Raw genomic sequence first — 10762 nt, forward strand, 5'->3', positions numbered from 1 at the left:
GATCCCGTACCGATGAGGAGAATTGCCGTGCAGCTGCAGGTGGCTTTGGACGTTCTGGACCTTCCCTCGGCACTGACCCTGGCCAACCAGGTCGCCGACCACGTCGACATCCTCGAACTCGGCACCCCCCTGGTGAAAGCCGCCGGCATCGCCGCCGTCAGCGCCATCAAGGCCGCCCACCCCGACAAGCTGGTTTTCGCCGACCTCAAAACCGCCGACGCCGGTGAACTCGAAGCCGGACTCGCGTTCGAAGCCGGCGCCGACCTGGTCACCGTCATGGGCACCGTCGACGACGACACCATCCGCGGCGCGGTCGCCGCCGGCCGCAAGTACGGCAAGCAGGTCGTCGCCGACATGATCGGCGTCACCGACAACCGCGTCGCGCGGATCCGCGAAGTCGCCAAGCTCGGTGTCTCCTTCGTGGAGATCCACGCCGGGCTGGACGAGCAGGCCCGGCCGGGTTACAGCATCCAGCAGCTGCTCGACGACGGCCGGCTGGCCGGAGTCCCGTTCTCCATCGCCGGCGGCGTGAAGGCCGACACCATCGGCGCCGTCCGTGAAGCCGGAGCCGTCGTCGCCGTCGCCGGTGGCGCGATCTACAACGCCACCGACCCCGGCGCCGCCGCGGCCGAGCTGAAGAAGCACGCCACCCGCTGAGAGGAAGGAGCCGGCGTGGAAACCGCACACGACACCTACTGCGCCCTGATGGTGCAGGCCGCCGGGGTGATCCGGTTGCGCTACGTGGAATGCAGCCAGGACACCAGCCTGTCCCCCGCCGCGGCGAACGAGCTGGCGGACGCCTTCGAAGGCATCGCCAACGGCGATCCCGCGTTCGACCAGGTCGACCCGAAGGAAGCGATCGCGCTGGCGCACCGCCTGCTCGACGACGACCACCCCGAGCTGTCGCGAATGTGGCCCGAGGCCCGGTAGTTCTCTCTCCCAGCTCGCTTCGAGGATCATCCGCAGCTCAACGAGGAGTCACCGATGACCACCACCGCCATCGCCACCGAAGCCCCGGCGCGCTCCGCGCCCGCGGGCGACCCCGCCCTGATCGGCGTACCCACCTTCATCGTCGGCGCGACCGCGCTCGGCCTGGTGCTGACCGGCTACGTCCCGGCCGCCGCCGTCGGCGCCTCGATCGCGATCATCCTGCCCGCCACCGGCGTGGGTCAGCTCGTCGCCGCGCTCTGGGCGGCCGCCCTCGGCGAAAGCGCCGTCGCCGCCGTGTTCGGGATCTTCGCCGGCTTCTGGCTCAGCTACGCGGCACTGGTGCTCGGGCTGATCCACGGCTGGTTCGGCATCTCCCCCGAAGCGGCGACCGCGACGCAGGGCCTGTTCCTGATCGCCTGGCTCGTCACGATCGGCCTGCTGACGCTGACCACCCTGCGCCTGCCCGCCGCGTTCACCGTGCTGTTCGTGCTGGTCGACCTCGCGCTCGCGCTGGTGCTGTACGGCACGGTGGCCGGCTCGACCGCGGCCACGACAGCGGGCGGGTACGCGGTCTTCGCGTTCACCGCGGTCGGGGTGTACCTCTTCGCCGGCGCGGTGTCCGCCGCAACGGGCGGCAAGCCGCTGCCGCTGGGCCGTCCGGTCCTGAACTGAGCGGCCACCGGGTGGGCGGCGATCGCCGCCCGCCCGGTTTCGGCGACCGGGTCGTCGTTTCCGTAAGCACTGCCGGCCCGGCTGGCGCAACGGGTCACCAGGAAGGTGCGGCGGGCTGACCAGCGCCCGCAGGAGCGCGTCGAGATCGACGCTGTCGTCGTCGCGGTGGTCGCGCCAGCGGGCGAACACCGCCTGAGCCGCCGCTACCAGATCCGGGGCCAGCCCGGTTTCGGCGCGCGCGGCCGCGATCTCGGCCATCTCGCCTTCCAGCGCCAGGCCCGGCGTCCAGCGGAGCCCGGAGCCGACCTCGATGCCGGTTGACTTATCGATGTGCCACTCGTTCGGCATCAAACGATGCGCCGTGTAGTCCGTTATACGACCAGCACCTCTTCACTGACCGCACGCGCCTCGGTCGCAGTTGCCGAATGTTGTGCACGACGATCGCGTTGAATACTGAAAGTGAGACGACGGTCAGTGGCACATACGTCAATGGGATCACCCGGTGCTCTGCGTCGTACTCGTCGCGTGCTTAGAACTTGCTGTCTGGGAAACGGATCTCCGCAGCTTCGTGATAACCGAGATCGATCAATCGCACGCGTAAGCGCCGAAGGCTCTCGTCCGCCGCGCTTGCTGGCGCCGTGCGCAGCACGTCCAGCGCTCGACGCGCAGCGTGGTGGCGTTCCCAGCGTTTTCCAGCGTCGAGCAGTGTCAAGAGAATGCCTTGAGTCAGCGCGTTCTGCGTAGTCCGGGCCGCCCGATCAGCGACCGCATTCGCATGTTCGATGCCACCGCCAGTCATCTCCAGAGTTTGGGCGGTGAGTCGCAGCCACTCGTCGTCATCGATGCTCTCGACGAATACCCATCTGCCCAGCCCGGCAAGCGCGGTGCCAGGCACCTGCCGCGGCGCCGCGTCCAGGAGCAGATGCCAGAACCTGAGAGCCGCGGCGAGACGTGGTGAGTCCGCAGGCGCGTGCTGTGCGATCAGGGCACTATCCCTGATCGCGGTGCCAAGTGCAGCGGGCTTCTTCCGCAGCTCGTCCAGCACCCAGTCGAGCCCGTAACTCTCCTCGCCGTTGAGTGCTGCGACGACAACCAGGCGCACAGCCCTGTCGGCTCCGCGAAGCGCGGCGGTGATCAGTTCGCTCCGGTACTCACGGTAGAAGCGTGAGGTCGGCTCAGCCCACCTGACGGTGAGGTCAAATGTCTCCCGAGCAACCAGGCCCTCGCGGAATAACGCGTCCTGGTTCCGGTCGAGCCAGCGACTGGCGATCGCTTCCAGCAGCGGACGGCGAGCCGCCAGAATCGCGCGAAACCCCAAGCCGGCCAGATTCTCCAGCTTCATGATGGTGTCCAAGATGTGCTCGAACTCGGGCCGGACGGCACTACAGTTGCGAAACTCCCAGGCGGCGAGAGCGAGAATGGTTTGGCAACCGTGCCCCCACGGCTGGTCGACCGCATAGATGAACGGGTCATCACTGCCAGCCACAGAGAGATCTCCGGACTCCAGCCCTTGTCGCGTGATCTCGAGCGCTCGGTCCCACAGAGCGTCGATGACGGAGCCGACGGCGGCGTCCTTGGTCGCCAGTGCCCTGATCAGGTCGAGTACAGCGTTGTGACAGGGGGCCGGCTGAGCGAGCGCCACGGTGAGTACGGGTTCGGCATGGGTGAGCAGGTCGGCAGCCCGGTCGGCGAGCGCCTGAAGGTAGGACTCGATGTAGAGCGGTTGCCCCAACACCGCAACGACTTCGGCTGGCTTTGCGCTCCACTCCGCCGGGTCAGCTTTGACTGTCTCAGACAGTGCCCGTGCGAGTTCTTCTCTGCCGAAGTTCCAGCCCTCTCTTTCGGTACTGGGTTCCCACGACGCCACAACCGCAGCGGCCTCAAGCACGGGTTGTGTCGACAGCTCGTCGGTGCTGTATGGGGAACTCACGACGCTGACTTCCCAGTCACGGCTGCGGGTGCCGGTCAGCTGCGCGGGATCCGGGTGGTTGTACTGGCTGCTCACCCGGTCGATGACGTCGCTCCAACGGGTGAGAACGTTGCTGGGCAGTACGGCTGCCCACCGCCACGCGCGTGCCCAGTCGTCAGGAAATCGATGCTCTGTCGGGTCGAGGGCGGGTGAGGGTGTACCCCACGCGTCCGCCCATGCGTCGAGGTCGGCGTCGGCCGGGGAGCGCGCGAGGACGTCGTTCACGAGCGCCAGGTCCTCGGCTGTCGCGGTCCGCGACTGCAAACGCCGGGTGACGTGGTCGATTTTCTCGGCCAAAGGAACGTCTTCGGCCCCGGCAAGCACGGCAGCGCGAAGACGCTCTCCGGCCGCACCCGGCATACTGCCGATCCACTTGAGCTGGACAGTCGCGGCCACGCCGCGCTCGCGAGCCTTGCCCAGGATTCGCGCGAGGTGGTGGATGAGCAGGAGAAGAGGTTCAGGGTGCTCGTCAAGTTCGGCGGTCAGAGCTTCGATACCCAGGCTGTGCCGCGCGATATTGTCTGCCGCGAGTCGTCTGGCCTTGCCCGCGAGCGCGGTCGCCCGGGCCGCCGCGTTCGCCGCGGTGACCCCGCGTTGCAGGTGTTCGATGATCTCGGTGGCGTGGTAATCGTCGCCGTCGGCGAAACGCTGATAGTGGTTGAGCACCACGTCTGCGACTGTCAGCACGATCGGATCCGCGGCGTCGGCAGCCAGGGCCGTGTCAACGGCGAGCGAGCGCACGGGTAACCAATCGCCGTGCGCTCGAATCACCTCGGTCACGATCCGGTGGCCGGCCGGGCCGAGCTGAACAGCGATCCGCAGCAACTCGAAGCGCGCGCCGGACCGCTCGTGAACGCCGACCTCTTTCGTCTTCTCCAGGGTTCTTTCCAGGAAGTGCGCGACACTCTCGGGGTCGGTTTTGGCGAGCCCATCAAGCAGCGCCGACGCCGGCCACTGGGCGCCTGCGGCCGGTATCCCCGCAACACCGGACGCGTGCAACGGATCAAGCCAGGCAGGATCGGCAACCTCGCCGAAGAACCGTCGCAGGTAGTGGTCGTCGGTGGCGAGTTGCTCCAGTTCGGCGATCTGGTGCTGACCGATCCAGGGCTGCGCAGCCAGGGCCCTGACCGCAGCGACAAAAGCATCAGGCGGTGTGAAAACGCGGATGAACCATGTGATCGTCCGGCGGTACAGGTCCTGCGCTGCGACGACGGAGATACCGTCGTGCAGCCCCGCGCTCGCGGCGTTGCGCAACTCGCCGTACTGCTTGACTGGATCGCCGGGGCGTCTCAACGGATCGATTCCCGCACGGTCGCGGAAGTAGGTCAGGAGCCTGCGGGCGTAGTGGGAGGCAGCCGCACCATCGTCCTGGATTCGCTGAAGCAGCTCATCAAGGTCTCGGCGCGCGGCCTCGATATCAGCGCCGGGCAGTTCAGCTTGAAGCTTGTACCGGCGCCAGGTGTCGATCACTGACTTCAGACCGCCCTCGGCGGCGTCGCGGCCTTCGACGACGTGGTCGAGAGCTTCGCGCAGGTTGTAGGCAGCGCTCTCCGCCAGCCGGAGGTTGTTTGTGTCCGTTTCAGCCAGCGTCAACAACAACTGCGCGGTACGAAGGCAGCCAAGCACCTTCGCGGCATCAGTGCCCAGCTCGGCCTCAAGGCGGTCGGTCACCGCGGCCGAAAGACTGAGCTCCGACTCTTGTCCCATCGGCCCAGTATGCGACGTCCGCGAGACGGTCGGGGTGCGATACGGGCGAACGCGTCGTGCGTAGAGGGAGGGACACCGCGCGAAGGAGGAGATGCTGAGACGATCGCAGTCACACTTGAACAACTGCCTGATCAGCTCGGATGCACCGAGGAGGCCACCGACTGCTGGCGCGAAGCTGCGACGCTCTACACGCGGGCCAACCATCATCTCAGAGCCGCCAGCCCTGTGTTGAACGACCGTTTGGCGGGCCGGATGGTCTGCTGGGCGCCGGCGGCGGGAGCTCGGGGACCCGAACGTCACCCGCCCTGGCTTATATGTCGTTATACATCCGGCTCGAGGGTCGGGCAGATCATCCCAACTTCGGCGATTCGAATCACTGCAGGTCGGCGCTGCGGCCATCCCATCGAGCACCGTACGCCAGCCCGGGAGTGAGGTGCCGGAACCGCAAATGCACGTCTCCCGCCGAATCAACCGGGTGGCGCCGACCTCGGAAGGTCGGAGTCGTGACGTCCCTCTGAAACGCTCCTTCCAGTACCCGCACGTCGGACGGACGCTCTAGCCCAAACCGGACCCGCAGGTCGAGCGCCTCGCACGGATGACGCGGCACGCAGACCAAGTGGGGTCGCACCATCGACGCCGGCGGCAGCCGGAACCTGATACCGAACTCCCATTGCTCGCCTCGCGACAGGGGATGCGGCAATTCGAGCCCGTAACCCCACCTGTCGTCGGTCGCCATCCCGCGATCCACCACCGTCCCGCCGTAGAACACGGTGACCGAAAGGTCACCTCGACCTGCCGGAAACGAGATCGCCAGATCCAGTGACCTGACACCATCCTCGTCGGCGACGACTCGCCGCTGCTCAAATACCTCAGGCTCCGGCTGGTCGAGGACCATCGTCACCGCCAGTGCGGCCGTATGCCACCGATCCCCCTCAGCCGGCGACGGCGATGGAGCACTGGCCAGCTCAGCGAGAACTTCAATCGCCTCGTCCACACGACGTCGGACCGTCCGAGGATCACGGTCAAGGTGCTGCGCAGCCCATCGGATCCGGTCCTGGTAGAGCGGTTGGCGAGCCTCCGCGCTGATTCCGAACGCCGCCAGCGCCGCGACGCGCAAGTCTTCAGGTAGGTGAGACGCCAGCTCCGTCAGACGATCGGTCACCTTCGCGCGGATCGCGACCTGATCGTCGTCGCCTGCGACAACACATGCCGATCTCAGACCGGGACCGACACGGTCCTCGACCCTGCCCATCAGTCCGCGTCCCTTGCGGAGGGTCTTCAGTTCTTGAACTAGCTCGACTCGTCCGACCTTTTCGGCGGCGGCGATGGAGGTCAGCCGGTCATGGCCGGCGACGGAGGGCCCGCGCAGAAGCGCGTCAGCCCGGGCGAGTACCGCGGCGATGTCGTGCGGTGCGCTGAGATCACGAACCTGCTGCGCTACCGGAGCGCCGATGGACGACTTCTCGATGAGCTGGAGGAAGCCGGTCACCACCGCCATCGCGTCGGCCAGTTCGTTCTCGTCGGAGCCGTAGCTGCCGTACTTGATCTTGTTGCGGAGGGCGTGCAAAGCCAACACCTCAGGTGCGTCCCGCCAGGGAACATCCTCCCGCCGAGCAAGCTCCCGGAATACGTCCGAGAGGCGAAGGACCGTTGCCCGGAGAATGCTCTCGTCGACATCACCGCCGATGTAGGACTGTCGGCTCATTCTCCACCTCGACTCTTCTTGCGACGTTGCTGTTCCCTGCGGTGCCGGTAAAATGACCTTCGACGGCGCGAGCCGAAAGGCCGAATGCCTCGCCGGCCTCCTCGAACGTCTCGGCGCGCAGCGCCACCCGGGCCGCCAAATCGCGAGCGACAGGTTTCATGGCGTCGAGATGTTCTTCGACAGTCAGAAGCCCCACAGCCGTGGCCTCGGGGTCCTCGACTCCGCAGGGCTCAGGCGCCAACTCCAGCGGCACGCTATCCGGATGTTCGTACTCCGCGAGCCAGCGTTTGTAGGCGGCGGAGAAGCTCCGCACGCAAGCACCGATGAAGTACGTCTTCAACGAGGCGCCCCCCTGCGGTGTCCACTTGCCGCCGCGCAGTGCCTGTTGTTCGAACAACTGCAGACCGCGGGCGATGGTCTCACCGGCAAGCTCGAGCCGGTCATCGACGTGGCGGGCCAAGTGGTCGCTGACCAGATCGGAGGGTTTGACCGGTCGGCCGACTTCCCGACACATCGAGTAGATCATTTTGCGTCTGATGAACGAACGCAAAACCGGGAGGGCGTAGGCGGAGAGTTCAGCGCGGAAGAAGTCATACTCGACACCGGCGAAGCCGCGGCCAGCGAGTCGTTCGTAGAGCTCGGCGTCACCGCCGAGACGGGCAAGACGCGCTCGCGCGACATCGGCCTTCTCCGCCTCGTCAGTGGTCATCCCGCCGCTGACTTCGAGCTCGTTCAGCACGCCTTCCATGAGGGAAAACTGGACATCCGCGTATGCCCCGGGTTGTAGGCCCGCGTCCGAGGCCCGCGGCGGATGACCGCCTGCGGACTGCTCGGCCTCCGGCACCTGCGTCTCCTTCGTCGGTTCGTGCGGAACGACGTACACGAACCTTGTAGGCCTCGGTCGTCGTCCTACCCCACGACTTTTTTGAAGGAAGTTCTCGTGGGCTGACCAGGCCTTTACCGCCTAAACACCGAACATGGAGAACAGCGAGGATCGGACGCCTCGGCTCGAAGTCACCGGATCCCAGTATGGCGGTCCGCGCTGCCGAGTCCCGGGAGACGCACCGGAACGTTCTCCCGGCAACGACGTCGAGTGTCCGCCCACGCCGTGGAGAAAGGTCATCGACGGCTGGGTTCGCGACGGCTCGATCCGCCGAGACGCGTTGGTCGCGCTGGCGCTCGTGTTGATCGCGGTCGTCACCGTCGTCGGTGCAATCGCCGGCGCACTCTGTTCCCTGCTTCGCGAGGCAGCCGTCAACCCCGCCGTACGACTCGCGACCGGGAGCTTGCTCGCCGGCGGCCTGCTCGGCTGCGGCGCGCTGCGGATGCTCCAGCGGCGACTCCGCCGGGCCTCAGCCAGGAAAGCCGCGATGGGCAAGCGGCCACGGCGATGACCCGCTGAAGAGGCGACCACGTGGCCGCCCGTCCCCGTGTGGGCAACGAGTGCCCGACCGCCTTACTGCTTGGACGACCTGCTTCCGCCGAGTGGCCGAAGATCATCCGCGAGCCTGTTCTTCCTGCTGGGCGGCAGGGTGGACGAGACCGATGGTGACGTCGTAGACGAGGCCCGACACGTGTATCCCATGCAGAAGGGCCTCGGCGCGCAGTACCACGACGTCGGAGGTGCCGGGATGAGGCTTGCGTTTTCGGTAAGACGGCCGGATCAGCCGGAACCCGTGCTCGGCGAGGTAGTGGTCGAGCTCGCGGGAGGCGTAGCCCTTCTCGGCGATGATCATCAGGCCGGGGCGATCGCTGAGCAGGTGGCTTCGTGGTCGCAGATGGCCATGCGCCCCCTGCCGCTCGTCGATCTTCGGGTCGGCCAGGGCCCAGGCAACCAGTACCCCGGCTGGGGTACAGGCCAGGCGCAGGCGCCCAGTGGGGGTAGTGCACCTTCACCAATAGGGGTAGTGCACCTTCGAACGTGCACTACCCCGGCAGTGGAGCGTCGGGCGAGCTACGCGACACGGCCAGCGCTGTGGGGGCAGAGGATGCGATAGTCCCACCCTGTTGCCACCGGAACCTCGTAGCCCTGGTGTTCGACACGGCTGTCGAGGACGTGCTGCCGCGCCCCTGGGCGCCCCTGCCCGCCGATGCGACTACAGGTACGATCTTGGGTATGACATCCCCTTTTACGGGATGTATCCCGCAGATCCTCGGGTTAGCAACCGCTTACAATTACGGTGTCCCGGCCGGCCGTCGGGGCCGCCGTAGGGCGAGGCTGTCTGGGAGGATCACCGGATGACGATGTCGCTGTCGGCCGAACTGTGGCCGGACGTGCAGCCGGAGACCGCTCGGCGGCTCATGCTCGCCGGGGTGGAGGCCTTCGCCAAGCGGGGGTACCACGCCACCACCACGCGGGACATCGCCGGGGCCGCCGGGATGTCGCCCGCGGCGCTGTACGTGCACTTCCCGTCGAAGGCCGCGCTGCTCTTCGCGATCAGCCGGTACGGGCACGAGCAGACGCTCGCGCTGGTCGAGAACGTCGTCGCGAAGGTGCCCGATCCCGTCGAGCGGATCCGGCTGATCGTCGAGGACTTCGTCGCCTGGCACGCGCGGCGGCACACCGTCGCCCGGGTGGTCCAGTACGAGCTGCAGGCGCTGCCCGAGCAGGAGTTCGCGGTGGTCGCAGAGCTGCGGCGGCGGATCGAGCGGATCGTGCGCAAGGTGATCGCGGACGGCGTCGAAGAGGGCGTGTTCACCGTGTCGGACCCGCACACCTCGGCCCGCGCGGTGCTCTCCCTCGGGGTCGACGTCGCCCGCTGGTACAGCGAGCGCGCGCGGCAGACGCCCGCCGCGCTCGGCAAGGAGTACGGCGAGCTGGTGCTGCGGATGCTCGGGGTGACGCCGCAATAGCGGACACAACCTGTCCGCTTCCCCTGCCAGAGTGGTCCTCGTGCAGAACGACACCGAACGCAACGACCTCATCGCCGAGCTGGCGGCGGCGCGCGCCGCCCTGATCACGGCGGCGCGCGACCTCACCGACGAGCAGGCCGGCGCGCAGCCGACCGTCAGCGCGCTGTGCCTGGGCGGGCTGCTCAAGCACGTCGCCTCCATGGAGGAGAACTGGCTGCGCTTCGCCCTCGAAGGCCCGTCCGCGATGCGCTACGACCTCCCCGACGGCGTCACCTGGGCGGACATCGCGACCGGCACCGCCCGCGAGTTCCCGCAGTGGGTGGTCGACCACCGGAACGAGTTCCGGATGCTGCCCGGCGACACCCTCGCGGCCGTGCTCGCGCGCTACGAGGACGTCGCCAAGCGCAGCGAGGACATCATCGTGAGCCTGCCCGACCTGTCCGTGACGCACCCGCTGCCCGACGCGCCGTGGCACCAGCCCGGCACCGTGTGGAGCGCGCGGCGGGCGGTGCTGCACGTCATCACCGAGACCGCGCAGCACGCCGGGCACGCGGACATCATCCGCGAGGCGCTGGACGGCCGGAAGGCGACGTGACCGTCCTGGACACGCGGGCGCTCAACCGCGCCACGCTCGCCCGCCAGCTGCTGCTCGAGCGCGCCGCGCTGCCGGTGCGTGACGCCGTCGCGCACCTCGGTGGCCTGCAGGCGCAGGAGCCGCAGGAGCCGTTCACCGGGTTGTGGTCGCGGCTGCGCGCGTTCGACCCGGCGGCGTTGTCGGAGCTGCTGACCGGGCGGCGCCTGGTGCGGACGCACCTGATGCGCCGCACCGTCCACCTGCTCACCGCCGAGGACGTCCTGGCGTGGCGGACGCGCTTCGACGCCATGCTGCGCCAGCGCGTCCTGGGCACCTACCGCCGTGAGCTCGC

General features: G+C 67.7%; 12 protein-coding genes. 8 read left to right on the forward strand and 4 right to left on the reverse strand.

The window, feature by feature from the left end; all coding sequences use genetic code 11:
* Positions 1 to 27 precede the first annotated feature (27 nt).
* The 4 genes from hxlA (at position 28) to G3I65_RS16665 (ending at position 1923) form a co-directional block, all read left to right on the forward strand.
* Positions 28 to 657 (forward strand): 3-hexulose-6-phosphate synthase, encoded by a 630-nt coding sequence (hxlA, locus tag G3I65_RS16650; protein WP_309235504.1) that lies wholly within the window; start codon positions 28 to 30, stop codon positions 655 to 657.
* Positions 658 to 672: 15 nt separating this feature from the next.
* On the forward strand, positions 673 to 930 hold the full coding sequence (locus G3I65_RS16655; RefSeq protein ID WP_160696926.1) for a hypothetical protein: 258 nt from the start codon (positions 673 to 675) through the stop codon (positions 928 to 930).
* Between the two features lie 54 nt (positions 931 to 984).
* Positions 985 to 1602, forward strand: coding sequence for a GPR1/FUN34/YaaH family transporter (locus G3I65_RS16660; protein WP_160696927.1), 618 nt, complete (start codon positions 985 to 987; stop codon positions 1600 to 1602).
* 105 nt (positions 1603 to 1707) lie between these two features.
* A complete protein-coding gene (locus G3I65_RS16665) occupies positions 1708 to 1923 on the forward strand; it encodes a hypothetical protein (RefSeq protein ID WP_160696928.1) in 216 nt (71 codons plus the stop codon).
* Between the two features lie 208 nt (positions 1924 to 2131).
* Here the strand turns inward: G3I65_RS16665 and G3I65_RS16670 are convergent, their stop codons facing one another.
* The 3 genes from G3I65_RS16670 to G3I65_RS16680 all read right to left on the reverse strand — a co-directional run bounded on the left by G3I65_RS16670 (position 2132) and on the right by G3I65_RS16680 (position 7827).
* On the reverse strand, positions 2132 to 5278 hold the full coding sequence (locus G3I65_RS16670; protein ID WP_160696929.1) for a hypothetical protein: 3147 nt from the start codon (positions 5276 to 5278) through the stop codon (positions 2132 to 2134).
* 373 nt (positions 5279 to 5651) lie between these two features.
* Positions 5652 to 6983, reverse strand: a complete 1332-nt coding sequence (locus G3I65_RS57345) for a hypothetical protein (RefSeq protein WP_239071252.1) — start codon at positions 6981 to 6983, stop codon at positions 5652 to 5654.
* Positions 6955 to 7827, reverse strand: coding sequence for a hypothetical protein (locus tag G3I65_RS16680; protein WP_160696930.1), 873 nt, complete (start codon positions 7825 to 7827; stop codon positions 6955 to 6957). Before G3I65_RS16680 ends, G3I65_RS57345 begins: the two co-directional genes overlap by 29 nt.
* Positions 7828 to 7960: 133 nt before the next feature.
* Here G3I65_RS16680 and G3I65_RS16685 point away from each other — a divergent pair, with 133 nt between their 5' ends.
* Complete coding sequence (locus G3I65_RS16685) at positions 7961 to 8377, forward strand: hypothetical protein (protein ID WP_160696931.1); 417 nt, start codon at positions 7961 to 7963, stop codon at positions 8375 to 8377.
* Positions 8378 to 8479: 102 nt separating this feature from the next.
* On the opposite strand, the gene G3I65_RS57350 is transcribed toward G3I65_RS16685, so the two are convergent.
* Positions 8480 to 8719 (reverse strand): hypothetical protein, encoded by a 240-nt coding sequence (locus G3I65_RS57350; RefSeq protein ID WP_239071253.1) that lies wholly within the window; start codon positions 8717 to 8719, stop codon positions 8480 to 8482.
* A 502-nt stretch (positions 8720 to 9221) separates the two neighbouring features.
* Between G3I65_RS57350 and G3I65_RS16695 the strand changes: the two genes are divergently transcribed.
* From G3I65_RS16695 to G3I65_RS16705, 3 genes are all read left to right on the forward strand, one after another.
* The gene (locus tag G3I65_RS16695; RefSeq protein WP_160696932.1) at positions 9222 to 9836 is read left to right on the forward strand and encodes a TetR/AcrR family transcriptional regulator; all 615 of its coding nucleotides are present in this window, start codon (positions 9222 to 9224) and stop codon (positions 9834 to 9836) included.
* Positions 9837 to 9867: 31 nt separating this feature from the next.
* Positions 9868 to 10431 (forward strand): DinB family protein, encoded by a 564-nt coding sequence (locus tag G3I65_RS16700; RefSeq protein WP_160696933.1) that lies wholly within the window; start codon positions 9868 to 9870, stop codon positions 10429 to 10431.
* Positions 10428 to 10762, forward strand: a 335-nt coding sequence (locus G3I65_RS16705) for a DNA glycosylase AlkZ-like family protein (RefSeq protein ID WP_160696934.1), incomplete at its 3' end; no start/stop codon positions are given. The genes G3I65_RS16700 and G3I65_RS16705, both read left to right, overlap by 4 nt.

It is taken from the genome of Amycolatopsis sp. SID8362 (assembly GCF_010550475.1).
GTDB lineage: Bacteria > Actinomycetota > Actinomycetes > Mycobacteriales > Pseudonocardiaceae > Amycolatopsis > Amycolatopsis eburnea.

What these genes read in the sequence shown, in the direction of transcription:
- G3I65_RS16660 (WP_160696927.1), top strand. Translation starts at nt 985, where the DNA reads ATGACCACCACCGCCATCGCCACCGAAGCCCCGGCGCGCTCCGCGCCC.
- G3I65_RS16670 (WP_160696929.1), bottom strand. Translation starts at nt 5,278, where the DNA reads ATGGGACAAGAGTCGGAGCTCAGTCTTTCGGCCGCGGTGACCGACCGC.
- G3I65_RS57345 (WP_239071252.1), bottom strand. Translation starts at nt 6,983, where the DNA reads ATGAGCCGACAGTCCTACATCGGCGGTGATGTCGACGAGAGCATTCTC.
- G3I65_RS16685 (WP_160696931.1), top strand. Translation starts at nt 7,961, where the DNA reads ATGGAGAACAGCGAGGATCGGACGCCTCGGCTCGAAGTCACCGGATCC.
- G3I65_RS57350 (WP_239071253.1), bottom strand. Translation starts at nt 8,719, where the DNA reads ATGATCATCGCCGAGAAGGGCTACGCCTCCCGCGAGCTCGACCACTAC.
- G3I65_RS16695 (WP_160696932.1), top strand. Translation starts at nt 9,222, where the DNA reads ATGACGATGTCGCTGTCGGCCGAACTGTGGCCGGACGTGCAGCCGGAG.